The 22,036-nt window shown below is 70.1% G+C and carries 22 protein-coding genes; 13 read left to right on the top strand and 9 right to left on the bottom strand.

Going from position 1 to position 22,036, the window contains the following annotated elements; translation table 11 throughout:
• Positions 1 to 16 precede the first annotated feature (16 nt).
• The 3 genes from fabG (at position 17) to H7965_RS03300 (ending at position 2,211) form a co-directional block, all read left to right on the top strand.
• Positions 17 to 754, top strand: coding sequence for a 3-oxoacyl-[acyl-carrier-protein] reductase (gene fabG / locus H7965_RS03310; RefSeq protein ID WP_186769121.1), 738 nt, complete (start codon positions 17 to 19; stop codon positions 752 to 754).
• 289 nt (positions 755 to 1,043) lie between these two features.
• Entirely contained in the window at positions 1,044 to 1,241 is a 198-nt protein-coding gene (locus tag H7965_RS03305) for a hypothetical protein (RefSeq protein WP_186769120.1), read from the top strand.
• Between the two features lie 553 nt (positions 1,242 to 1,794).
• Positions 1,795 to 2,211, top strand: coding sequence for a cupin domain-containing protein (locus H7965_RS03300; RefSeq protein WP_186769119.1), 417 nt, complete (start codon positions 1,795 to 1,797; stop codon positions 2,209 to 2,211).
• A gap of 40 nt (positions 2,212 to 2,251) precedes the next feature.
• Here H7965_RS03300 and H7965_RS03295 read toward each other — a convergent pair whose 3' ends face one another.
• The gene (locus tag H7965_RS03295; protein ID WP_186769118.1) at positions 2,252 to 3,385 is read right to left on the bottom strand and encodes a PA0069 family radical SAM protein; all 1,134 of its coding nucleotides are present in this window, start codon (positions 3,383 to 3,385) and stop codon (positions 2,252 to 2,254) included.
• 74 nt (positions 3,386 to 3,459) lie between these two features.
• On the opposite strand from H7965_RS03295, the gene H7965_RS03290 reads away from it, so the two are divergent.
• From H7965_RS03290 to H7965_RS03275, 4 genes are read left to right on the top strand one after another with little or no spacing between them, the layout of a single operon-like run.
• On the top strand, positions 3,460 to 4,149 hold the full coding sequence (locus H7965_RS03290; protein ID WP_222440449.1) for a TIGR04283 family arsenosugar biosynthesis glycosyltransferase: 690 nt from the start codon (positions 3,460 to 3,462) through the stop codon (positions 4,147 to 4,149).
• Positions 4,146 to 4,760, top strand: coding sequence for a TIGR04282 family arsenosugar biosynthesis glycosyltransferase (locus H7965_RS03285; protein WP_186769117.1), 615 nt, complete (start codon positions 4,146 to 4,148; stop codon positions 4,758 to 4,760). The genes H7965_RS03290 and H7965_RS03285 overlap by 4 nt, the downstream gene beginning before the upstream one ends.
• A complete protein-coding gene (locus H7965_RS03280) occupies positions 4,757 to 5,293 on the top strand; it encodes an HPP family protein (RefSeq protein WP_186769116.1) in 537 nt (178 codons plus the stop codon). The genes H7965_RS03285 and H7965_RS03280 overlap by 4 nt, the downstream gene beginning before the upstream one ends.
• The gene (locus H7965_RS03275) at positions 5,290 to 5,976 is read left to right on the top strand and encodes a DJ-1/PfpI family protein (protein WP_186769115.1); all 687 of its coding nucleotides are present in this window, start codon (positions 5,290 to 5,292) and stop codon (positions 5,974 to 5,976) included. The genes H7965_RS03280 and H7965_RS03275 overlap by 4 nt, the downstream gene beginning before the upstream one ends.
• Here H7965_RS03275 and H7965_RS03270 read toward each other — a convergent pair.
• The 5 genes from H7965_RS03270 to H7965_RS03250 are packed head-to-tail and all read right to left on the bottom strand — an operon-like array spanning position 5,973 to position 11,759.
• Entirely contained in the window at positions 5,973 to 6,725 is a 753-nt protein-coding gene (locus H7965_RS03270) for a metallophosphoesterase family protein (protein ID WP_268239692.1), read from the bottom strand. The two genes, H7965_RS03275 and H7965_RS03270, sit on opposite strands and share 4 nt — an antisense overlap.
• A 5-nt stretch (positions 6,726 to 6,730) precedes the next feature.
• Positions 6,731 to 9,277: a CaiB/BaiF CoA-transferase family protein gene (locus H7965_RS03265; RefSeq protein WP_186769113.1), complete on the bottom strand. Its 2,547-nt coding sequence runs from the start codon at positions 9,275 to 9,277 to the stop codon at positions 6,731 to 6,733.
• The gene (locus H7965_RS03260) at positions 9,274 to 9,690 is read right to left on the bottom strand and encodes a Zn-ribbon domain-containing OB-fold protein (RefSeq protein WP_186769112.1); all 417 of its coding nucleotides are present in this window, start codon (positions 9,688 to 9,690) and stop codon (positions 9,274 to 9,276) included. Before H7965_RS03260 ends, H7965_RS03265 begins: the two co-directional genes overlap by 4 nt.
• A 13-nt stretch (positions 9,691 to 9,703) precedes the next feature.
• On the bottom strand, positions 9,704 to 10,834 hold the full coding sequence (locus H7965_RS03255) for a thiolase family protein (protein ID WP_186769111.1): 1,131 nt from the start codon (positions 10,832 to 10,834) through the stop codon (positions 9,704 to 9,706).
• A 10-nt stretch (positions 10,835 to 10,844) separates the two neighbouring features.
• On the bottom strand, positions 10,845 to 11,759 hold the full coding sequence (locus H7965_RS03250) for an SMP-30/gluconolactonase/LRE family protein (protein WP_186769110.1): 915 nt from the start codon (positions 11,757 to 11,759) through the stop codon (positions 10,845 to 10,847).
• 130 nt (positions 11,760 to 11,889) lie between these two features.
• On the opposite strand from H7965_RS03250, the gene H7965_RS03245 reads away from it, so the two are divergent.
• Positions 11,890 to 12,858 (top strand): Bug family tripartite tricarboxylate transporter substrate binding protein, encoded by a 969-nt coding sequence (locus tag H7965_RS03245; protein ID WP_186769109.1) that lies wholly within the window; start codon positions 11,890 to 11,892, stop codon positions 12,856 to 12,858.
• Between the two features lie 10 nt (positions 12,859 to 12,868).
• Here H7965_RS03245 and H7965_RS03240 read toward each other — a convergent pair whose 3' ends face one another.
• Entirely contained in the window at positions 12,869 to 13,819 is a 951-nt protein-coding gene (locus H7965_RS03240) for a TIGR03619 family F420-dependent LLM class oxidoreductase (protein WP_186769108.1), read from the bottom strand.
• A 228-nt stretch (positions 13,820 to 14,047) separates the two neighbouring features.
• Between H7965_RS03240 and H7965_RS03235 the strand changes: the two genes are divergently transcribed.
• Genes H7965_RS03235 through H7965_RS03220 form a run of 4 tightly spaced genes read left to right on the top strand, consistent with a single transcriptional unit; the run spans position 14,048 to position 18,741 of the window.
• Complete coding sequence (locus H7965_RS03235; protein WP_186769107.1) at positions 14,048 to 15,001, top strand: branched-chain amino acid ABC transporter permease; 954 nt, start codon at positions 14,048 to 14,050, stop codon at positions 14,999 to 15,001.
• A gap of 10 nt (positions 15,002 to 15,011) precedes the next feature.
• Positions 15,012 to 16,775, top strand: coding sequence for a branched-chain amino acid ABC transporter ATP-binding protein/permease (locus H7965_RS03230; RefSeq protein ID WP_186769106.1), 1,764 nt, complete (start codon positions 15,012 to 15,014; stop codon positions 16,773 to 16,775).
• The gene (locus H7965_RS03225; RefSeq protein WP_186769105.1) at positions 16,763 to 17,485 is read left to right on the top strand and encodes an ABC transporter ATP-binding protein; all 723 of its coding nucleotides are present in this window, start codon (positions 16,763 to 16,765) and stop codon (positions 17,483 to 17,485) included. The genes H7965_RS03230 and H7965_RS03225 overlap by 13 nt, the downstream gene beginning before the upstream one ends.
• A gap of 11 nt (positions 17,486 to 17,496) precedes the next feature.
• Positions 17,497 to 18,741: an ABC transporter substrate-binding protein gene (locus H7965_RS03220; RefSeq protein WP_186769104.1), complete on the top strand. Its 1,245-nt coding sequence runs from the start codon at positions 17,497 to 17,499 to the stop codon at positions 18,739 to 18,741.
• A gap of 42 nt (positions 18,742 to 18,783) precedes the next feature.
• On the opposite strand, the gene H7965_RS03215 is transcribed toward H7965_RS03220, so the two are convergent.
• Together H7965_RS03215 and H7965_RS03210 are read right to left on the bottom strand one after the other, a co-directional pair.
• Positions 18,784 to 19,548 (bottom strand): SDR family NAD(P)-dependent oxidoreductase, encoded by a 765-nt coding sequence (locus H7965_RS03215; protein WP_186769103.1) that lies wholly within the window; start codon positions 19,546 to 19,548, stop codon positions 18,784 to 18,786.
• A 14-nt stretch (positions 19,549 to 19,562) separates the two neighbouring features.
• The gene (locus tag H7965_RS03210; protein WP_186769102.1) at positions 19,563 to 20,555 is read right to left on the bottom strand and encodes a Bug family tripartite tricarboxylate transporter substrate binding protein; all 993 of its coding nucleotides are present in this window, start codon (positions 20,553 to 20,555) and stop codon (positions 19,563 to 19,565) included.
• Positions 20,556 to 20,755: 200 nt separating this feature from the next.
• On the opposite strand from H7965_RS03210, the gene H7965_RS03205 reads away from it, so the two are divergent.
• Positions 20,756 to 21,736, top strand: a complete 981-nt coding sequence (locus H7965_RS03205) for a 2-hydroxyacid dehydrogenase (protein WP_186769101.1) — start codon at positions 20,756 to 20,758, stop codon at positions 21,734 to 21,736.
• The last annotated feature ends 300 nt before the right edge of the window (positions 21,737 to 22,036 follow it).

The following is a 22,036-nucleotide window of genomic DNA, read 5'->3' as shown; positions in this document are numbered from 1 at the left end:
TGAAGGAGATCGCGCCATGTTCCGACTGGATGGCAAGGTCGCGCTCGTCACCGGGGCGACCGGCGGCATCGGTGCTGCGGTAGCGAAGGCGCTGCACGCCCAGGGCGCCGCGGTGGCTCTCACCGGCCGCCGCACGGCGGAGCTGGAGGCACTCGCGGCGGAGCTGGGCGAGCGCGTCCTGGTCGCCCCGGCCGATCTCGCCGACCCGGCCGCGCCCGCGGCGCTGGTCGAGGCGGTGGAGGCCGGGCTCGGCGGGCTCGATATCCTGGTGAACAACGCCGGCTTCACCCGCGACATGCTGGCGCTGCGCATGGGCGACGCCGATTGGGCGGCGGTACTGGACGTGGATCTGACCGCGCCCTTCCGCCTGGCCCGCACCGCGCTGCGCGGGATGATGAAGAAGCGCTGGGGGCGGATTGTCTCCATCGCCTCCATCGTCGGCGTCACCGGCAATGCCGGGCAGGCCAATTACGCCGCCGCCAAGGCCGGGCTGATCGGCATGAGCAAGTCGCTGGCGCAGGAGGTCGCGACCCGCAACGTGACGGTGAACGTCGTCGCCCCGGGCTTCGTGAAGACCGCGATGACCGATGCGCTGGGCGAGGCGCAGCGGAGCAAGCTGCTGGAACGCATCCCGGCGGCGCGGATGGGCACGCCGGAGGACATCGCCGGCGCCGTTGCCTATTTGGCCAGCGCCGAGGCGGCCTGGGTGACCGGGCAGACGCTGCATGTGAACGGCGGGATGGCGATGATCTGAGCCGTGCGGGCCGGCGGCCTGCCCTGCCCGGCACGGTCAGCGCGGCCTGTGCGCCGCAGCTTGACATACCCGCAGGCTGTTTGCGTCCAGCCTTCGTCGCTGTGGCGTGGCGGGGTTCCGTTGCGCCATAGTCCGCATCGGCGGGATGCCTCGTTCCGTCTGTCGTGCCGCACACCAAGTTTCCGCCCCGGCGCTGCAACCTGTGAGCCGGGGCGCCGCTGATCCCGGTGCAACGATGGGGTGTGACGTGGAACGGGTCTGGCGACGGCGTCCCCGCGGATGGTCCGGCATGGATCGGGAGGAGGGGCCTTGGATCCTGCTGGCGGCGACCGCCGCTTGCGCCCCGCTGGCGGTGCTGGCGCAAGGCGGCGACGGCCACACCGCCATCCTTGCCGGCCTCGCATGCCTGGCGGTGCCCTGCCTCGCCATCGAGATGATGATGGGCATGGCGCGGCTGGGGCTCGCCCTGGCGCCTGGCCGGCGGTAGCGCCGCCGCTGTGGCCTGCAAGGTGGACGTCCCCTCCGGGGCGGTCATGCCTATCTGCGATCCGCTCTCGGAGCCCGTCGGATTTGCTGCTGCGCAAAATTTGGTTGTGAGAAGCACACAGAATTTGCAGGTTTGCGCGCATCATATGGCGATAGCTTTCACCTTACGGGCGTTGTCTGCCGGCTTTTAGGCCGACAGCCTGCTAGGCTTGGCCGGTATCCAGGGGCCGGCCGCCCCGCATGTAATGCCGCTCTGGCCGATAGCCGCTGGCGCTAAGCCAGCTCCAGAGCGCAGCCAGTGCCCGCGTCAGGGATCGGCCGTTCAGGGCCGGTCGGTGAGATCTTGCGATGATACGCATTCGACCGCTCCACGCAGCCTGAGGTTTCGGAGGTGCCGCGCCGCGGCGATGCCGCGTTTTTCCGCCCATCACGCGCCCGGGCGCCGTGCGCTGCGGCACACCGCGGCTGTTTCCAGCCGGGCCGCGGTTGCTCTAGGCTCCTGCGACCGGAATGCGCGGAGCCACCGGCCGCGCCAATCCAGAAGGAAGCGCACCATGCCCGACGGAACCCACAAGCTGCCCCGCAAGCGCCTGACGGCCGATGAGCCCTCGCCCGCCTCGGTGTTCCTCGACGTGCCGAACATGCCGTGGGAGGAGACGAAATTCCCCGGCATCAAGTGCAAGACGCTCTACAGCGACGGCACCGGCATGGCGACGCTGCTGCTGGAGATGGAGCCGGGCGCCGAGGTGCCGCTGCACGAACACACCGCCATTGAGCAGACCTATGTGCTGAAGGGACATTTCCTCGACGAGGAGGGCGAGTGCCTGCCGGGCCAATTCGTCTGGCGGCCTGCCGGCAACACCCATGTCGCCTGGGCCGGGGCGGAGGGGGCGACGGTCCTCGGCGTGTTCCTCAAGCCGAACATCTTCGCTGATGGGCGGAAATTCTTCACCGAGGAAAACCAGGGCTGAAGCCCTGGCCCTCCCCCCATGGGGAGGGAGGGCCAGCCGGCTACAGCAGCTCCAGCTGCCGCGCCGGCGCATCGGCCGGTGGCGGCGGCACGAATTGGCTGCAATCCAAGCGCTGCGCTGCGACCGCGCTGCGGTTCAACCCGAGCCTGCCGACCGCCATCCGGAACCGGTTGGCCAGCATGTCGGCATAGACGCCGGTGCCGGTCTGCCGCACCCCGAAGCGGCTGTCGTTCATCGCCCCGCCTCGCGTCTCCCGCACCAGCGCCAGGATGCGGGCGGCGCGCTCCGGGAAATGCGCCCGGGCCCATTCCTCGAACAACTCCCGGATCTCGAGCGGCAGGCGCAGCAGCACATAGCCCGCCCGGGTTGCCCCGGCCGCGGCGCAGGCCGCCAGGATCCGCTCCAGCTCGGCATCGTTGAGACCGGGGATCATCGGCGCCGCCAGCACGCCGGCCGGGATCTCGGCGGCGGCAAGCTGCCGGATCGCCTCCACCCGCCGGGCCGGCGCCGCGGCGCGTGGCTCCATCCTGCGGGCCAGGGCCGCATCCAGCGTGGTGACCGAAAGGCACACATGCACCAGGTTGCGCTTTGCCAGCCGCTGCAGGATGTCGAGATCGCGCAGCACCCCGGCCGATTTGGTCACGATGGTGACCGGATGACCGAAGCGTTCCAGCACCTCCAGCACCTGCCGGGTCAGCAGCAGGGTACGCTCGATCGGCTGGTAAGGGTCGGTGTTGGCGCCGAGGGCAACCGGCCTCGCCGTATAGCCGGGCTTGCGCAGCTCCTTCTCCAGCAATGCCGGCAGCTCAGGCTTGAACAGCAGCTTGGTCTCGAAATCGAGCCCCGGCGAATAGCCGACATAGGCGTGGGACGGCCGGGCGTAGCAGTAGACGCAGCCGTGTTCGCAGCCGCGATAAGGGTTAATGGATCGGTCGAAGCCGATGTCCGGACTCTCATTCCAGGCCATCGCGCTACGCGCCTTCTCCCGCAGCAGCGTGGTCGGCAGCGGCGGCAGGTCGGCGAGGTCGGCAAGGCTTCCCCAGCCATCGTCGAAGGCCTCCCGCGCGGTGCTTTCGAAGCGCACGGCGGGATTCGAGATGGCGCCCCGGCCCTTGGGCGGAGACCCCTTGCGCAACGGCAGCGAGGCGAGAGAAACAGAATGCCCGTCCGGCATGGCTCCGTTCCTTTTCTGTTCAATGCCACCTTGCCGGCCTGCGGAAGCCGCTGTCAAGAACAATGTAGGAACGTTTGGTTAAGATCCCCAGAGAACAAAGCCTGTCCATCGTAGTCCCCACCTTGGATGCCTCCGCATGTCTTCCGGCGACATTCGCCGCCCTGGCCGAGGCTGGGGCGGAGCTGGTGGTGGTGGATGGCGGCAGCTCCGACGACACCGCAGCAGTGGCCCGCGCCGCCGGCGCGCGGGTGGTGGTGGCGCCGCGCGGGCGGGGCATCCAGCTTGCCGCCGGGGCCACGGCGGCGGCTGGCGACTGGCTGCTGTTCCTGCATGCGGACACCCGCCCGGAGCCCGGCTGGGCGACCGTGGTGCGCGGCTTCATCGCCGCCCCCGGCAGCACTGGCCGCGCCGGCTATTTCCGCTTCGCCCTCGATGATACGGCGTCCGAGGCCCGCCGGCTGGAACGCGCCGTCGCCTGGCGCTGCCGGGTGCTGGCGCTGCCCTATGGCGATCAGGGGCTGCTGATCTCCCGCACCCTGTATGATGCCACCGGTGGCTTCCGGCCGCTGCCGCTGATGGAGGATGTGGATCTGGTCCGCCGCCTCGGCCGCCAGCGGCTGGTGGCGCTGCCGGCGGCGGCGGTGACCTCGGCCGAGCGCTGGCGGCGGGACGGCTGGCGCCGCCGCTCGGCACGGAATCTGCTGTGCCTGTCGCTGTGGTTCCTCGGCGTGCCGCCGCGGCTGATCCGAAAGGTCTATGGGTGAAGGGAGATACGCTGGTCATTTTCGCCCGGGCGCCGCGCCTCGGCCAGGTGAAGCGGCGACTGGCGCAGGGTATCGGCGCTCTGGCGGCGCTGCGCTTCCACCGGGCGCAAGTCGCGGCGCTGCTGCGCCGGCTCGGGCGCAGCCGGCGCTGGCGGACCGAGCTGGCGGTGACGCCAGATCGTGCCGCCGCGCGCTGGCCGCGCTGCATCGCGGTGCGGCCGCAGGGACGCGGCGATCTCGGCCAGCGGATGCAGCGGGCGTTGCTGCGGCATCGGCGGGCGGTGCTGATCGGTTGCGACGTTCCCGGAATCCGCGCCGCCGATATCGCCGATGCCTTCCGCGCCCTCGGCCGGGTGCCCGCCGTCTTCGGCCCGGCGGAGGATGGCGGCTACTGGCTGGTCGGCTTCGGCCCGCGCCGGCCGGCCCGGCCCTTCGCCGGAGTGCGCTGGTCCGGCCCGCATGCGCTGGCCGATACCCTGTCGAATTGCGGCCCGCGCACCGCTGTGCTGCGCCGGCTGCGGGATGTCGACACTGCCGAGGATTACCGGGCCCTGGCGGTCAGGCGCGACCGTCGGGGCCCGGCCCGGCCATCGGATGCCGCCATGCCATGAGGGTACCCCCACAACGCCTGCTGATCTGTTTCCTCGGCTGCACCGCCGCGCTGATCGGCGCGGTGCTGCTGCTGCGGGTAACCGAGCACCCCTGGCTGCTGCCCTCCTTCGGCGGGTCCTGCGTCATCCTCTTCGGCATGCCGCGCGGCATCATGGCGCAGCCGCGCAGCTTCCTCGGCGGGCATCTGCTGTCCAGCCTGGTGGGGCTGCTGTTCCACCAGGGCCATCTGGCCTTCGGCGGGCCGGTCGAGCTCTGGGCTGCGGCGGCGGTGGGGGCAGGGCTGGCGCTGATGATGGCGACGCGGACCATCCACTCTCCCGCCGGCGCCAACCCGCTGGTGGTCTTCGCCGAGGATGCCGGGTGGAATTTCCTGCTCTCGCCGCTGCTGCCGGGGCTGGCGGTGCTGTTCGCCGTGGCCTGGGCCACCAACAACCTGCCACGGCCCTGGGGGGTCGGGCCCTGGCCACGATTCCTCGCCCAACGGGCGCGCGACGTGGCACCCTCCGCGCAAAGTCTTGGAGGACCACCATGAGCCTGCACATCGGCTTCCTGCTCTTTCCCCGCCTTACCCAGCTCGACTTCACCGGCCCCTTCGAGGTGCTGAGTCGGCTGCCCGGCGCCGCAGTGCGGATGCTGTGGAAGGAAGCCGGGCCGGTCCGCTCCGACACCGGGCTTTCCATCCTGGCCGACACCGGCTTCGCCGATTGCCCGCAGCTCGACATCATCTGCGTCCCCGGCGGGCCCGGCGTGGCGGCGCTGATGGAGGATGCGGCGGTGCTGGATTTCCTCCGCGCCCAGGCGGCGGGGGCGCGCTACGTGACCTCGGTTTGCACCGGGGCGCTGGTGCTGGGGGCGGCCGGGCTGCTGCGCGGCAAGCGGGCCACCACCCATTGGGCGAGCCACGACTTCCTGGCGGCGCTGGGCGCCACGCCGGTGGCGGCACGGGTGGTGCGGGACGGCAAGCTGTTCACCGGCGGCGGGGTGACGGCGGGGATCGACTTCGCCCTGACCATCGCCGCCGAGATCGCCGGGCCGGCGGTGGCGCAGGCGATCCAGTTGCAGATCGAATACGCCCCGGCGCCGCCCTTCAACGCCGGCCACCCGGACACCGCCCCGGCCGAGGTGCTGGACGCCGCCCGCAGCCGCGGCGCGGCGATGCGGGCGGAGCGGGAGGCGCTGGTGGCGCGGGTCGCGGCGCGGCTGGCGGCGGCCTAGCCTCCCGCGAACTCCCACCCCGCCGGCCGCCGGCCGGGCCAGCGGTCGGCTTCGCCTGGCCAATGCACCACGCCGTGCCGGTCCACCCCCCAGGCGGCGCCGACGCCCTGCACCTCCAGCCCATCCGCGGCGCGGGCGCGGTAGCCGACATGGTGGTGGCCGTGCACGATCAGCGCCGCGCCCATGCTGCGCGCCAGCGCCTCGATCACTGCCAGGCCGGCGGGGTGGCTGGAGGGCGCCTCATGCGTGACCAGGATATCGGCCCGCTGCGCCGCCAGCCGTTCCACATCCTCCGCCCAGATCGCCATCCTCGCCAGCGAGGCGTGCAGCGTCGCACGCGCCTCAGGCAGCCATTCCGGGCCGAGGGTCGCGATATCCGCCGCCAGCTCCGCCCGCGCCCGCAGCCGCGGCGGCGCCGGCGGGGTCCAGACCCGGGCTCGGAAGGTGCCGCCAAGTCCGGCCACCCGCAGCCCGTCGATCACCGCCACCCGTCCGTGCAGCGCGCCCGCGGCGGTGACGGGGTTGCGCACCGGGTCGGCCAGGTTGGCCCACATCTCCGGCCCGCCATCGGCATCATGATTGCCATGGATCCAGTGCAGCCGCGCGCCCGTGGCGAGGATCGGCGCCACCAGCGCATCCAGCGGCGCATGGCATTCCATGTCGCCGAGCAGCACCACATCCCGCGGCGCGCGGGACAGCATCGCCAGCCCGCGCTCCACATGGTCCCAGCGGCGGTGGATGTCGCCGATGAAGATCAGATCACGCCCTCCGCCGCCAGCGCCGCCACCTCGGCGCGCGAATAGCCGAGCAGCTCGCCGAGCAGTCGCTCATTGTCCTCGCCATAGCCCGGCGCACCGCGGCGGGTGATGCCGGCGGCATGGCCCGGCGTGGCGGAGAGCTTCACCGCGGGCAGTTCCGTCACCGGCCATTGGCCGATCTTGGTGCCCTCGATCTCGGTCAGCCAGTCGAGCGCGGCGAGCTGCGGATCATGGTCGCAGCGGTCCTCGGCATTCTGGCAGACGCCGGCGGCGACCCCGGCGGCCTGCAGCGCCAGCATCGCCGCAGGTGCCTGCTGCGTCGCGGTCCAGGCGGTGACGGCGGCATCCAGCGCATCCTGGTTGGCCAGCCGCGCGGCGAGGGTTGCGAAACGCGGGTCGGCGAGCCATTCGGGATGCCCGGCGAGCTGTGCCAGCGCCCGGAACTCCGCCTCCTCGAAGCAGGCGATGGCGAGCCAGCGGTCGGTGCCGGCGCAGCGATAGGCGCCGTGCGGCGCCGCCGGCTTGTAGGGCGAGCGGTTGCCGATGCGTGACCACACCCGGCCATTGGCCGAATGGTCCAGCACCGGCACGGCGCCGAGCAGGATGCCGGATTCGCACTGCGAGCTGTCGATCCATTGCCCCTCCCCGGTGCGGTCGCGGTGGAACAGCGCGCCGAGGATCGCCATGGAAAAGCCGTAGGCGCCGATCCAGTCGAGGTAGGAATAGCCCCAGCCCGCCGGCATGGCGGGCTCCGGCAGGCCAGACATCTCCGAAGTGCCGGCAAAAGCGGCGGCCACCGGGCCGATGGTGCGGAAGCGCCCGTAGCTGCCGACGCCGCCCATGCCGGATTGCTGGACATAGATGATGTCCCGCTTGATCGCACGCAGCGCCTCATAGCCCAGGCCGAGGCGTTGCAGCACACCGGGCGAGAAGCCCTCCGCCACCACATCCGATTGAGCGATCATCCGCCGCGCGATCTCCAGCCCCTTCGGATGGCGGATGTTGAGCGACAGCCCGCTCTTGCCGGCGTTCTTGTTGTTGAACTGCCCGCCCATGTCGGGATCGGTCACCGGCGGCAGCGGCGCTGTCGCGGCGGCGCGGGCGGCGCGGCCGCCGACCGGCGCCATGGCGGCGAGGCGGGTGTCGGGGTTCTCCTTCCACTCCACCTTGATGACATCGGCGCCGAGCGCGGCGGCGAGCCGCGTGCCGCCGGCCGAGGCGAGGAACCAGGAGAAGTCGAAGATGCGCACGCCCTGCAAGGGGAAGGGTTTTTCCCGTGCCGAGAATTGTGGCGGCGCCGCGGCGCGCGGCCGGGCCGGCACGCTGGGCGCCGCCGCGGCGAAGCGGTGGCCGTTGTCCTCGCCGAGCAGCGGCGCGCGGCGGCCGGGCTGCCAGCGTGTTTCCGTCGAGAGCCAGCGGCTGACCGGGTAGGTGAAGCTGCGACCGTGCTCCGGGTGCTCGACCTCGGCGAAGGTGCCGCGCGCCTGCCAGTGCGGGTCGGCGGCATTCTCATGCGGCTTGCGCAGCGGCGCCCAGAGCAGGCCGGCCGCCTGGGCCTCGCGCCAGGGCAGGTCTTCGTAGGTATGCGCCCGGATGAAGCGCTGCACGACCTCGGCGATATGTGCCGCCTTCTCGTTCCGCCCGAGGCCGGAACCCGGCACGTTGCGGGCGCTGCGATCGGCATCGACGCCAGGTGCCACCAGATCCGCCTGCATGTCGTAGCGGGTGAGGAAGGGCACGAGATTCGCCTGGTCGCGCACCGAGACACCGGCGGCGATGCACCAGCGGCCGTCCTTGGTGTGGCCGATGCTCGGCACATGCGTCGGCACCTCGCCGGCGTGGCGGCAGGTCATGCGGTAGAGTGGGGCGCGCCGCATCACCCAGGACATCACGTCCAGCTCGGGGTTCTTGGAGACCGCCTCATGCACCGCGCAGGAGAGTTCCTGGCCCTCATTCGTGTGCAGCCGGTGCAGCAGCGCGGCGAGGATGCCGACCATGAGCTGCTCGCCCGCGATGTGGTAGGCGTGCCAGAGCTGCGGCGCGATCGGCGGCAGATCGTAGCGCAGCGCCGGATCGGGGTCGTAGCCGCAATTCATCATGATGCCGCCCAGCGCGAGGTGCACCAGGTCGCTGCCCTTGAAATCCTTCCACGGGCCGGTGTCGCCGAAGGGCGTCATGCGGGCGACGATGAGCCGCGGATGCTTCGCCCGCAGCGCCGCCAGATCCAGGTCACGGCGGGAGGTCAGCAGGATGTCCGCATTGGCCAGCAGGTCGGTGCTCTCGACGCTGCCTATGACCGAGCGCTTGCCGCGGTTGTAGGCCCAGAAATGCAGCGACCGCTCCGGTCCCGGCCGGTCATCAAGGAAGGGTCCGATGCGGCGGGTGGCGGCGCCTTCCGGCGGCTCCAGCTTCACCACCTCGGCGCCGAGGCCGGCGAGGATCAGGCCGCAGTACTCGGCGGTCTCGTCGGCTTCCTCGATGACGCGGATGCCACTGAGAATGCCGGGTGCATCCGCCGGTACCTGCCCGGGAGCGACGCTCATCGGGTATTTCCGGCCGGGCGGAATTTCGGCAGGGTGGTCGTCTCATCAACCGCGTCGAAACACACTTCCAGCGGATCGCCGATCTTCAGGGATTCCGGCTCTGCGCCCATCAAATTGCTGATCATCAGCGGCCCTTCCTCCAGCCCGACAAGGATGACGGCATAGGGCAGGTCGTCGCGGAACCCATCCCAGTAGGCGCGGTGGAAGCGCACCCAGGAGAGCAGCGTGCCGCGGCCGGACACCGGCGCCCAGGATTGGTTGGAGGAGAGGCAATTGGGGCAGACCGGCGAACCGGGGTAGTGGTTGTGGCCGCAATCGTCGCAGCGCTGCACGGTGAGGGTGCCGGCGCGCGCGGCGTCCCAGAAGCCCTTGCTGACGGTGTCGATGCGCGGGCGCGGCTTGGTGGTGGACATGGCGTGCCTCCGTTCAGCCGGGCGTGTAGATGATGGAACGCGAGCAGGGCGTGGCGGCGACGAATTGTACCACCTCGGCATCCGGCACCTGGCGCGCGCCGCATTGGCCGCGGATCTGCCGCACCGCCTCGACGTTCAGCGCCCAGCCCTGCATGTAGGAATTCGAAAGGTGCCCGCCGTCGGTGTTGGTCGGCAGCTTGCCGCCGACGCGCAAGGTTCCGCCCTCGACGAAGCCGCCGCTCTCGCCCTGGCCGCAGAAGCCGAGGCCTTCCAGGCTGAACAGCACGGTCGGACTGAAATTGTCGTAGCACATCAGCGCATCGACATCGCCCGGGCCGACGCCGGCCATGCCATAGACCTGGGAGGCGACGTCGCGCACCTCGTCGTACCAGAAATTCAGGTCGAAATTGGCGATGGAGGATTGCCTGTAGGCTTCCCGCGCGCCGAAGCCGGAGATCATCACCGGCTTCTGCTTCAGATCCTTCGCGCGTTCCTTCGTGGTCAGGATCAGGCAGACCGCGCCGTCGTTGATCAGGCAGTAGTCGAGCAGCCGCAGCGGCTCGGTGATCGGCCGTGCCGCCTCATGGTCGTCGATGGTGATCGGCTGCTTCATCACCGCATCGGGGTTGAGGCGGGCGTGGTGGCGGAAGGCGACCGAGACTTCCGCCAGTTGCCGCGTGGTGGTGCCGTAGAGCGCGCGGTGGCGCTGGAACATCAGCGCATGCGCCGCACCCGGCGAGGTGAAGCCGAAGGAATCCCACACGCCGGGGCTTTCCTCGCCGCCGTAGTTGACGCGGCGGGAGCGGCCGATGTTGGCGTAGATCAGCGCGGCGTAGTCGCAGAGCCCGGCGTCCAGCGCCGCCGCCGCCTCGATGATCGCCATCGCCGACATCCGGCCATGCGGCGGGAATTGCACGGTCCAGCGCGGCGCGAGGCCGAGGATCTCGCCCATGCGCGCGTAATAGGGCACCCGGCAGACGCCGAGGCCGTCGACCTTGTTCTTGTCCAGGCCGCAATCCTCGATGGCGCGGCGGAAGGCCTCGGCGCCCAGACCGTAGTCGTCGGTGTGCGGGAAATTGCCGTAGGCGGTGTTGCCGACGCCGACGACGGCGATGCGGTCCTTCAGCCGGTGGAAGGCGTTCATCCTGCTGATCCTACTGCTGGAAGTTCAGCTTCAGCCCTGGCTCCGGCCACTGCATCTGCCCGAGCTCGCCATTGCCCGAGAGGGTGATGGTGGCCGTGCGCATGTCCGGCCCGCCGAAGCAGATGTTGGTCGGGTGGCTGTCCGGCATCGAGACCTGGTCCAGCACCCGGCCGTCCGGCGCGAAGACGCTGATCTTGCCGGTCACCAAGGTGGCAACGCAGATATTGCCCGAGGCGGTGACGGCCAGGCTGTCGAAGCGGCAGAAGCCCGGCAGGCTGCCGATGCAGCGCCCCCCATGCGGCGAGGGGAAGGGCAGCTTCTTCAGCACGCCCGGCGATTCGATATCGAAGGCCCAGAGCCGCGCCGATTCGGTATCGGCGACGTAGACCGTCTTCTCATCCGGCGAGAGGCCGACGCCGTTGGCGCTGAGGATCGGATAGGCGATCTCCCGCACCGAGGAACCATCCGGCATGGCGTAGTACAGCCCACCGTGGTCGCGCGAGTAATCGTAGCGCTTGCCAAGATCAGTAAAGTAGAAGCCGCCGTGCCGGTCGAACACCAGGTCGTTCGGTGCCGAGAGCTTGTGACCGTTGCAGTCCTTGTAGAGCAGCTTGCGCGCGCCGGTCTTCGGGTCCACCCGCTCGACCGAGCCGTATTCATAGCCCTCCATCGGGCCATGGCCCATGAAGCTGCCGGGCAGGTAGCGGCTGCCGCCGTTGTTGCAGAGGATCAGCGTGCCATCCGGCGCCAGTGCCAGCCCGTTCGGCCCGCCGCCGGACTGGCCGAGCCGCGTCACCGTGCCGTCGGCATCGACGCGCGTCACCCAGCCGCCGTTGATCTCGGTGAGAATGATGCTGCCGTCGCCCATCGCCACCGGGCCTTCCGGAAAGCCGAGCCCCTTGGCCAGGATGCGGATCTCGGTCATGGCGTTTCCCCCAAATCTTGCTTCGCCGCCTATCGTCGCCGGATACGCCAGCCGGTCAAGCCGCGGTTGCCGGGTTGTCACCGCTCGGGCAGCATCGCTGCCAAGCACGATGCCATCGGGAGGATCCACCATGTTGCGCCGCCGCGCCTTGCCACTCGCCCTCGCCCCCTTGCTTGCGGCGCGGCCCGCCGCCGCCCAGGCCTGGCCGTCGAAGCCGCTGCGCATGGTGATTCCCTGGCCGCCCGGCCAGGCCACTGACGTCATCGGCCGTATGATCGCGAACCTGCTGACCGCGTCGCTCGGCCAGCCGGTGGTGCCGGAGAACCGGCCCGGCGCCGGCGGCATGATCGGCACGGATGCGGTGGCGAAATCGGTGCCGGACGGCCATACGCTGTTGTCGGCCTCGATCGGGCCGATCACCTTCGGGCCGCTGGTCAACCGCACGCCCTATGACGTGGCGCGGGAACTGGCGCCGGTCGTCAGCTTCGGGCTCGCGCCCTACATGCTGCTGGTCAAGCCGAGCTTCCCCGCCACCGATGCCCGCAGCTTCGTGGCGCTGGTGAAGGGCAGCCCCAGCAAATACACCTTCCCCTCCTCCGGCATCGGCGGGGCGCAGCACCTGCTGACGGCGATGTTCAACGCCCGCGCCGGGCTGGATGCGCTGCATGTGCCCTTCCAGGGCAGCGGCCCGGCCATGGCCGCGCTGCTCGCCGGCCAGGTGGATTACGCCATCGACACCCCTGCGGCTGCCAATGCGCTGGTGCGCGACGGCAGCCTGCGCGTGCTGGGCCAGAGCCTCGGCAAGCCGAGCGCGCTGCTGCCCGGCGTCCCACCGCTGGCCGAGGCGGCGGATGTGCCGGGCTACGACATCGGCGGCTGGAACGGGCTGATGGTCGCCGCCGCGACGCCGCGGCCGATCATCGAACGGCTTTTCACCGAAGTGCGGCAAGGGCTGGCGACGACCGAGCTGCGCGACCGCTTCGCCAGCATCGGCATGGAGGTGGGCCCGCTCGGCCCCGAGCAGTTCGCCACCATGCTGCGCGACCAGCAGGCCCTGTTCGGCCCGCTGATCCGCCAGCTCGGCATTCGCGCGGAGTAGGCCGGGGCGGTTACACGCGGTCGAGCACCTCAGCCTTGAAGCGTTCCATCTCCGCCGCCGCGCGGTCGGCATCGCGGCCCTCGAAGTCGAAGTCGAGGGCGGTGACGCCGATGCGGCGCAGCGCGGCGATATCCTGCAGCACGAGGTCGATGCTGCCGGTGAACAGCCGGCGGTTGCCGTCGGTTGCGGGTGGCGCCGCCTGGCCGTGCCGCTTCACCCGATAGACCACACCAACCGCATCCGGGTCGCGCCCCGCCGCCGCGGTCAGCTTGCGCAGCCTGGCGATGCCGGCTTCCAGCCGCGGCAGCGTGTCCAGCAGATGCGCGTTGTTGCTGCCGATCGGGTACCAGGCGTCGCCCAGCCGCGCCGCGCGCCGCATGGAAGGCCCGCTCTCGCCACCGATCCATAACGGCGGATGCGGCTTCTGCACCGGCTTCGGATCGAAAACGAGGTCCTTGTAGCGGACGTATTTGCCTTCGATCAGCGGCTTCTCCTCCGTCCACAGCGTGCGGAAGGCATCGAGGTATTCGTCGGTGACGGCGCCGCGCTCGGCGAAGGGCGTCATCGCCACCGCTTCCAGCTCCGGCTGCAGCCAGCCGGCGCCGATGCCGACGGTGAGCCGGCCGCCCGACAGCACGTCGAGGGTCGAGAGCATCTTCGCCGCCAGCACCGCCGGCCGGTGCGGCACCACCATCACCGCCAGCACCAGCCGGATGCGCTCAGTCCTGGCCGCGACATAGGTGGCGGCGATCAGCTGCTCATGGCGGTGGCCGGGATCGGGCGAGTAGAAGGACCCGGACTCCGAATAGGGGTAGCCCGGCACGCTGGTGTCCGGCAGCACCAGATGGTCGGTCAGCGTCAGATAGTCGAACCCGAGCTGCTCGCCGAGCCGGGCAATGCGCACCATCGTCTTCGGTGCCGCCATCGGCCCGCTGACCGGCAGGTTGAACCCGATCCGCATTGCCACTGTCTCCATCCCTGGCCGTTTGCCGGCAGGCTGCCTCAGCCGGATGTTGCAGGCAACCGGTGCAGCCCCTGTTGCGGTGCCGGCAAACTCTGTCAGGATCACCGCCATAATGGCAGCAAGCCAGGAACGGGAGTGACGGACGAGATGACGCATGGCGATGCCAGGCGGCACGGTTGGGCGCGCCTCGCGCCACCCGCTGCCGCTGCCTGCTGAGGCGGCGCGATGGACGCGCAGATCCTGCTCGAGAACGCGCTGAACGCCTGTGTCGCCGGCCTCGTCATAGGCTGCATCTATGGGCTGATGTGCGTCGGGCTGAGCCTGATCTTCGGCATCATGCGGGTGGTGAATTTCGCCCAGGGCGACCTGCTGATGCTGGGTGCCTATGCCGCCTTCTACCTGGTGGCCGGTTGGGGGCTGCTGGCGTTCCTCGGGCTGGCGGGACCCTTCGCCGCCGCGGTGCTGGCCGGGCCGATCGTCTTCGCCGGCGCCTGGCTGATCCACCGCTGGCTGGTCTCCCAGGTGTCCGGCCTGCGCACCGCGGGCAGCCTGGATGAGGGGCATTTCGGCCAGCTCATCGTCACCCTCGGCCTGGCGCTGATCCTGCAGAACGGCGGGCTGATCCTGTTCGGCTCGACACCGCGGGCGGTGCGCACGCCGCTCTCGGCCTCCGCCTGGCTGGTCGAGGTGGGGATCGGCGACACCACCATCTTCCTGAACAAGGCGCGGGTCATCGCCTGCCTCGTCGCCATCGTCGTCGTCGTCGGGCTGTGGCTGCTGCTGGATCGCACGCGGCTGGGCCGGGCGCTGCGCGCCGCGGCGGACAACCCGACGGCGGCCACCTACATGGGCATCAACGTCGACCGGGCGCATCGCATCGCCTTCGCCCTCGGCAGCGCGGTCACCGCCATCGCCGGCGGGCTGGTGGCGAGCTACCTCTCCTTCACCCCCTTCATGGGGCTGGACTTCGTGGTGATCATGTATGCCGGGGTGGTGCTGGGCGGCATGGGCAGCCTGCTCGGCGCCTTCTGGGGCGGGGTCACCATCGGCTTCGTGCAGCAATTCTCAGCGCTGGCGTTGCCGCCGCAGTTGCAGAACGCGGCGATTTTCGTGGTCTTCCTGCTGATCATCATCCTGCGGCCGCAGGGGCTGTTCGGCCGCTCGGCGGACCGGGCATGAGGAGCGTGGCATGAGACCCGGCGCACTCCCCCGGCTGCGGCGCGACGCGCTGATCTTCGCCGGCCTGCTCGCGGCCTACCTGCTGTTCTCCGGCATCGTCACCAACAGCTACTACCAGCTGATGCTGACCCTGGTGCCGGTCTGGGCGGTGGTGGGCCTGTCCTGGAACCTGTTCTCCGGCTACGTCGGGCTGATCTCCTTCGGTCATGCGGTGTTCTTCGGCCTCGGCGCCTTCGCGGTGGCGCTGTCAATGAGCCTCTATGACCTGAACCCCTGGCTCGGCATCCTGGCCGGCACCGTGGTCGGCGCGCTGGCGGCGGTGCTGATCGGGCTGCCGACCTTCCGGCTGCGCGGGCACTACTTCGCGCTGTCGATGCTCGCCTTTCCGCTGGTGCTGCTCTATGTCTTCCAGTTCCTCGGCTGGCAGGAAGTCTCGCTGCCGATGAAGCGGCAGGAGCCGCTGCTCTGGCTGCAATTCACCGACCCTCGCGGCTATACCTGGGTGGCGCTCGGACTGCTGGCGATCGCCTTCGGCATCTCGCTGGCGGTGGAGAATTCGCGCTTCGGTCTGACCCTGATGGCGATCCGCCAGAATGAGTTGGCGGCCGAGGCCTCCGGCATCAACCTGCGGCGCTGGAAGATGATGGCGCTGGTGCTCAGCGGCGCCATCGCCGCGGCGGCGGGCGGGTTCTACGCCTGCATCCTGCTGGTGGTAACGCCGGAAGCGGTATTCGGCATGCTCACCTCCGCCCAGGCGTTGACCGTGGCGCTGTTTGGCGGCGTCGGTACCGTTTGGGGGCCGTTGATCGGTGCCGCGGTGCTGATCCCGCTGGCCGAGACGCTGCACGCCGAACTCGGCAACATCATCCCCGGCATCCAGGGCGTGGTGTATGGCGTCGCCATCATCCTGGTGATGCTGCTGGCGCCGGAGGGGATCTTCTGGACCCTGCGCGACCGCTGGGCCCGCCTCGCAGCGCCACCACCACCGCGCCCGCGCATTCCGGCGCCGCTGCGCATTGCCACTGCGGGCGGCGCCGGCCCGCTGCTGAAGGTCTCCGGCCTGACCAAGAATTTCGGCGGGCTGCGCGCGGTGGACGACATCTCCTTCGAGGTCGCGCCGGGCGAGATCCTCGGCATCATCGGCCCGAACGGCGCCGGCAAGACCACGCTGTTCAATCTGCTGAACGGCGTGCTTCCGAGCGACAGCGGCACCGCCTGGCTGGATGGCCAGGCGCTCGGCGGCCGCAAGCTGCACGCCATCTGCCGCATGGGCGTCGGCCGCACTTTCCAGGTGGTGCGCAGCTTTCCCCGCCTGCCGCTGCTCGACAACGTGCTGATCGGTGCCTATGGCGCCGGCCTCACCGGCGCGGCGGCGACCGCGGCGGCGGAGGATGCGCTGGCCCGGGTCGGGCTGCTTCACCAGGCCGGGCAGCCGGCAGGGCAGCTGACCAACAAGGGCCTCAGGCTGATGGAACTGGCCCGCGCGCTCGCCGGACAGCCGCATCTGCTGCTGCTGGACGAGACGCTGGCGGGCCTCGGCCGCGAGGAATGCGACGAGGTGCTGACGGTGCTGCGCCGGCTGCGAGAGGCCGGCATGACCATCGTCATCATCGAGCACACCATGCATGCGATGCTGAAGCTGGCGGATCGATTCGTCGTTATCGACCGCGGCCGGCTGCTGGCCAGCGGCCCGCCGCGCGAGGTGGTGGAGGATCCTGCGGTGATCGAGGCCTATCTGGGCCGCAAGTGGCTGGCGAAGACATGCTCGAAGTAACCGGTCTCTCCGTCGCCTATGGCGGGCTGCGGGCGCTGTCCGATGTCTCACTCGCGGTGGGCGAGGGGCAGTTCATCACCGTCGTCGGGCCGAACGGCGCCGGCAAGTCGACCTTGTTCAAGACCATCTCAGGCATCGTCCCGCCGCAGGGCGGCGGCATCCGCTTCTGCGGCGAGGATCTGCTGGCCCGGCCCGCATCCGACCGGGCGCATCTCGGCATCGCCCATGTCCCGGAAGGCCGTCAGGTGTTCAAGAGCCTGACGGTGCGCGAGAACATCGAGATGGGCGCCTTCCCCGAGGCCGGCCGCCGGCACTACGCCCGGACGCTGGAACGGATCCATGCGCTCTTCCCCATCCTGGAACAGCGCCACGCCCAGCTTGCCGGCACGCTTTCGGGAGGCGAGCAGCAGATGCTGGCCATCGCCCGCGGCCTCGCCTCCGGCCCGCGGCTGCTGATGCTGGACGAGCCTTCCATGGGCCTGGCACCCGCCGTGGCCGATATGATCTTCGACCGCATCTCGCAGATCCACCGCGAGGACGGGCTGACCATATTGCTGGTGGAACAGCGCGTCGCCGAGGCGCTGGAATTATGCGACCGTGGCTATGTGCTGGAGACCGGCCGCATCGTGCTCGATGGCCCCTACCAGACCTTGATGAACGACGATCGCGTGCGCCGTTCCTATCTCGGGATCGGCGACGAAGAATCATAGGGAGGTTCCAGATGACCGATAGCGGATTTACCCGTCGCGACGCGCTGGCGCTCGGCGCCGGGATGGCTGCCCTTGGCGGCGCCGGCCGCGCCCGCGCCCAGGCGCCGGCAGAGGTGAAGGTGGCGCTGCTGGCGCCGATCTCCGGCCCCTGGGCACGCCAGGGCCTGCTCATGAAGATGGGCGCCGAGATGGCGATCGACGACATCAACGCCTCCGGCGGCATCCGCTCGCTCGGCGGCGCCCGCATGAGGCTCGTCGTCTACGACGCGGGCGACAGCACCGAGAAGGCGAAGAACGCGGCGCAGCGCATGGTGGCGCAGGAACCCGACCTGGCCGGCGGCACCGGCGCCTGGCTCAGCAGCTTCACCCTGGCGGTGACCGAGGTGACGGAGCGCGCGGAGCTGCCCTGGCTGACCCTCTCCTACGCCGACAGCCTGACCAGCCGCGGCTTCCGCTACATTTTCCAGTCCTCTCCGACCAACGACAACCAGGCCATCGCGGTGCTGCCGACCCTGATGGCGCTTGCCGAGCGCGCCACTGGCAAGAAGCCGACGCGGCTCGGCCTGATCTCCGACAGCACCGCCTCGCCGCAGAGCTTCGTGCGGCCGGTCCGCGCCACGGAGGCCGCCAAATACGGGCTGCGCATCGTGGTGGACGAGACCTTCACGCCGCCGCTCTCCGACGCCACGCCACTGATCCAGAAGGTGCGCAGCGCGCGGCCGGACTTCCTGCTGTTCATCGCCACCAACGTGCCCGACGACAAGCTGGTGATGGAGAAGCTGAACGAATACGGCCTCGGCCAGGCGAAGCTGCCGACCATCGGCAACGGCGGCCACATGGCGGTGCCGGAGCTGGTGCAGCTCACCAGCCCGGAAATCCTGGAAGGGCTGATGGTCTGCATGGCGAATTGGCCGGGCAAGGACCAGGAAGCGCTGACGCGCCGCTTCGTCGAGCGCACCAAGGAGCCCTGGATGGGGCATGACAGCATCTTCCCCTATGCCCATATGATGATTTTCCGGGAAGCCATGGAACGCTCCGGCTCCGCCGATCGGAACAAGGTGGCGGAGGCGATCCGCGGCTTCGACATCCGCAACGAGGGACCGGCGCTGTTCTTCCCCAGCAAGCGGCTGAAATACGACGCCCGCGGCCGGCTGGAGGATGCGCAGCTGGTGACGGTGCAGTGGAAGTCGGGCGTACCGCAACTGGTCGACCCGCCCTCCATGGCGACGGCCGCCGCCTATTGGCCGAAGGGCTGAAGGCGCGGCGGCGCGGCACCCGCCGCGCCGCCCATGCTCCGCCTATAGCCCGCCGGTCACGTCGATGGTCAGGCCGGTGACGAAATCGGCGTCGGCGGAGGCGAGGAAGGCGATCACCCGCGCTTGGTCCGCCGCCTCGCCCATGCGCCGCAGCGGCGTCCGCTCCAGGTCACGCGCCCGCGCCTCCGGCGGCCGCTGTTCCCAACGCGGACGGATACGCTCGGTCAAAGTCGTTGCCGGAGCGATGGCGTTCACGTTGATGCCGTGCGGCCCAAGCTCCATCGACAGCTTCTTGGTGAAGGCGACGATGCCGCCCTTGGCAGTGGCATAGGCCGAGGAACTCGCCTCGCTCAGTCCGCGCCCGGCGATGGAGGCTAGGTTGACGATCTTGCCGCTGCCTTGCCGCCGCATCACCGGGATCACCGCATGGGTGAAGAGGAAGGTGCCGGTCAGGTTGAAGTGCAGCAGCGCCTGCCATTCGGCCAGGGTCAGCGCCTCCGTCGTTGCTGCCGGGTCGGCGATGATGGTGCTGCCGCCGACGGCGTTCACCAGCACGTCGATGCGGCCGAAGCGCTTCGCCACCTCGGCGACCAGCCCGTTCACCTGGCCCTCGTCCAGCGCATCGGCCGGGATCGCATGCGCGCTGCCGCCGGCATCGAGGATGGCGCCCACCGCCGCATCCAGCCGTGCCGCATTGTTGTCCACGGCGATGACGGTCCCGCCCTCGCGGGAGATGATCTCCGCCGTGGCGCGGCCGATGCCGCTGGCCGCCGCGGTGATGATGGCGACCCTGTCCTTGAAGCGCATGTCGGTGTCCTCCGTTACGCGTTCTCGCCCTGCAGTCCGGCGCTCCGGATCAGCTCGCCCCAGATGCGCTTGTCGTTGTCGATCCGTGCCTGCAATTCCTCCGGCGTACCGAGCAGCACCGCCATGCCGTTCTCCCGCATCCGCCTCTGGTAATCGGCATCCTCGCGCACAGCGAGCAGTGCCTCGGTCCAGCGGGTCAGGGCGGCGCGATCCATGCCGCGCGGGCCGGCCAGGCCGAACCAGTTCACCATTTCGAACCCCGGGACGAAGCGCGCCATCGGCAACACCTCCGGCAGCGCCGGTGCCGGTTCCGTGCTGCCGACCGCCATCGCCCGCACCGCGCCCTGCCGCACCTGACCCAGCACATCCGGCAGGTTGCCGAAGAACATGCTGACCTCGCCGGAGATTACCGCCAGGGTCGCCGGTGCGCCGCCGCGATAGGGCACGCCGAGGATCTGCGTGCCGGTCTTCTGCTTGAACATCTCGGCGGCCAGATGCTGCGAGCCGCCGCTGCCGGCCGAGGCATAGGTCAGCCGCCCCGGATTCTCAGCCGCATGACCGATCAGCTCCGGCACGCTGGCGTAGGGCGCGGCCGGATGCACGATCAGCAGGTTGGGGATGCCGACGCCGTTCGAGATCGGCGTCAGGTCGCGGTCGGGATCGAGCGGCATCACCTGCCCGGGCAGCTGCGCCATCACTGCCTGCACGCCCATGGAGGTGACGAACACCGCATGGCCGTCGGCCGGCATGGTGTTCACTGCGACTGCGCCGACCAGCCCGCCGGCGCCGCCGCGGTTCTCCACCACCACGCGCTGGCGGAAGCGCGGCGCCAGCTTCTCCGCCAGCAGCCGGGAGAAGATGTCGCTGGTGCCGCCCGGTGGTGCCCCGCTGATGATGCGGATGTCGCCGGCCGGGAAGGTGGCGGCACGCGCAAGGCGCGGCAGGGCCAGGGTGACACCGGCGGCGAGCAGCGTCCGGCGCGTGGCCGGGCAGGCGGCATCGGTCATCGTATCCTCCCACTGGCCCTGTGCTGGGCCTTGGCGGCGATGCTGCACTTCCGCCGGCCAAGGGGTCAATCGGTGCCTGTGCACACGCCGTTGGTCCGGCCTATGCTCCACGCTTCCCAGCAGGATGCCCTCATGCCCCACCGGATCGATGCTGAGACGTTAAGTGCCCATTGCGCGCGGGGGCCCGCGTGAGCCGCGCCATGCTGGTTGTCAGCTTCGGCCTGGATACGCCCGCCCGCAGCGTGCTGGCCGAGGAGCTGGGCCCGGACGTCGAGGTGGTGGCGCTATCTGAGCTGAATGCGGCGGACCGCCACGCAGCATTGCGTCGGGCCAGCGTGCTGCTCGCCCGCAATACCGGCAATGAGCTGCGGCAAGGCGAGGCCGGGCTGCTCGGCGCGGCGAAACTCATTCAGTTCATGACAGCCGGTGTCGACTACATCCCGCTGCGCGCCTTGCCCGCTGCGGTGCCCATCGCCAGCAATGGCGGTGCCTATGCCGAGCCGATGGCTGAGCACGCGCTGGCCATGGCACTGGCCGCGGCGAAGCGGCTGTTCATTGAGCAGGCGGAGCTGTCGCGCAACGTGTTCAACCAGTTCACGGTGAACCGCATGCTGGCCGGCGGCGTCTGCGGCATCCTCGGCTTCGGCGGCATCGGCGTGGCGACGGCGCGGCTGATGCGGGCGTTGGGCATGCGCATCCACGCCATCCGGCGCGGGACCGTGGCCGAGGGGGTGGATTGGCTCGGCACGCCCGATCGGCTGAACGAGATGCTGGCCGCGGCCGATGTGCTGGTGCTCAGCCTGCCGCTGACCCAGGCAACCCGCGGGATGATCGGCGCGCGCGAGCTGCGGCTGATGAAGCCGGATGCGATCCTGATCAACCTGGCGCGCGGCGAGATCATCGACGAGGATGCGCTCTACGCTCATCTGCAGGCGGCTCCGGACTTCACCGCCTGCATCGATGCCTGGTGGGTCGAACCGGTGCGCCATGGCGAATTCCGGATGGACAGGCCCTTCCTGCAACTGCCGAACGTCATCGGCTCGCCGCACAACTCGGCCTCCATCCAAGGCTGGCAGGAGGTGGCGCTGCGTCGCGCCGCGGCGAATTGCGCCCGGGTGCTGCGCGGCGAGGCGCCGCTGTACCTGATCGGCGAGGATGAGCGGCTGGCGGCGCCGGGTTGACGCAAACGCCGGCCGCGTCGGCGGCGAAGCCGCCGGCATTCTCCACATCGCGGCCGTCGCCAGCAGATTCATGCGGGTAGCCACCCGCCGCCGAAGCCGGACGCCGAGATCTGCAGCCAGCGCTCCGCACCGGCATAGCCGATGATGGTACTGCCGCCCTCGTCTGCGGAGACCTAGTGCACTGCCTTATTCAGAAGGTGCAGGAAGTCTGGCGAGCTTGCTGAGGATGGTATCTGCAGGTTTGGTCCAGACGAATGGCCTGGCGGCTCTGTTGTGGTCACGGATGTAGCGGGTGATGGC

Origin of the sequence: Siccirubricoccus deserti (assembly GCF_014283215.1) — a bacterium.
In the GTDB taxonomy this organism is placed as follows: domain Bacteria; phylum Pseudomonadota; class Alphaproteobacteria; order Acetobacterales; family Acetobacteraceae; genus Siccirubricoccus; species Siccirubricoccus deserti.
The sequence above is the reverse complement of the archived record's forward strand: the minus strand, read 5'-3'. Positions and strand labels throughout refer to the sequence as shown.

Bases quoted from the DNA above. Each gene is read 5' to 3' on its own strand.
- fabG (WP_186769121.1), top strand. From the start codon at position 17: ATGTTCCGACTGGATGGCAAGGTCGCGCTCGTCACCGGGGCGACCGGC.
- H7965_RS03305 (WP_186769120.1), top strand. From the start codon at position 1,044: ATGGATCGGGAGGAGGGGCCTTGGATCCTGCTGGCGGCGACCGCCGCT.
- H7965_RS03300 (WP_186769119.1), top strand. From the start codon at position 1,795: ATGCCCGACGGAACCCACAAGCTGCCCCGCAAGCGCCTGACGGCCGAT.
- H7965_RS03295 (WP_186769118.1), bottom strand. From the start codon at position 3,385: ATGCCGGACGGGCATTCTGTTTCTCTCGCCTCGCTGCCGTTGCGCAAG.
- H7965_RS03280 (WP_186769116.1), top strand. From the start codon at position 4,757: ATGAGGGTACCCCCACAACGCCTGCTGATCTGTTTCCTCGGCTGCACC.
- H7965_RS03275 (WP_186769115.1), top strand. From the start codon at position 5,290: ATGAGCCTGCACATCGGCTTCCTGCTCTTTCCCCGCCTTACCCAGCTC.
- H7965_RS03265 (WP_186769113.1), bottom strand. From the start codon at position 9,277: ATGAGCGTCGCTCCCGGGCAGGTACCGGCGGATGCACCCGGCATTCTC.
- H7965_RS03260 (WP_186769112.1), bottom strand. From the start codon at position 9,690: ATGTCCACCACCAAGCCGCGCCCGCGCATCGACACCGTCAGCAAGGGC.
- H7965_RS03255 (WP_186769111.1), bottom strand. From the start codon at position 10,834: ATGAACGCCTTCCACCGGCTGAAGGACCGCATCGCCGTCGTCGGCGTC.
- H7965_RS03250 (WP_186769110.1), bottom strand. From the start codon at position 11,759: ATGACCGAGATCCGCATCCTGGCCAAGGGGCTCGGCTTTCCGGAAGGC.
- H7965_RS03245 (WP_186769109.1), top strand. From the start codon at position 11,890: ATGTTGCGCCGCCGCGCCTTGCCACTCGCCCTCGCCCCCTTGCTTGCG.
- H7965_RS03240 (WP_186769108.1), bottom strand. From the start codon at position 13,819: ATGCGGATCGGGTTCAACCTGCCGGTCAGCGGGCCGATGGCGGCACCG.
- H7965_RS03235 (WP_186769107.1), top strand. From the start codon at position 14,048: ATGGACGCGCAGATCCTGCTCGAGAACGCGCTGAACGCCTGTGTCGCC.
- H7965_RS03230 (WP_186769106.1), top strand. From the start codon at position 15,012: ATGAGACCCGGCGCACTCCCCCGGCTGCGGCGCGACGCGCTGATCTTC.
- H7965_RS03225 (WP_186769105.1), top strand. From the start codon at position 16,763: ATGCTCGAAGTAACCGGTCTCTCCGTCGCCTATGGCGGGCTGCGGGCG.
- H7965_RS03220 (WP_186769104.1), top strand. From the start codon at position 17,497: ATGACCGATAGCGGATTTACCCGTCGCGACGCGCTGGCGCTCGGCGCC.
- H7965_RS03215 (WP_186769103.1), bottom strand. From the start codon at position 19,548: ATGCGCTTCAAGGACAGGGTCGCCATCATCACCGCGGCGGCCAGCGGC.
- H7965_RS03210 (WP_186769102.1), bottom strand. From the start codon at position 20,555: ATGACCGATGCCGCCTGCCCGGCCACGCGCCGGACGCTGCTCGCCGCC.
- H7965_RS03205 (WP_186769101.1), top strand. From the start codon at position 20,756: ATGCTGGTTGTCAGCTTCGGCCTGGATACGCCCGCCCGCAGCGTGCTG.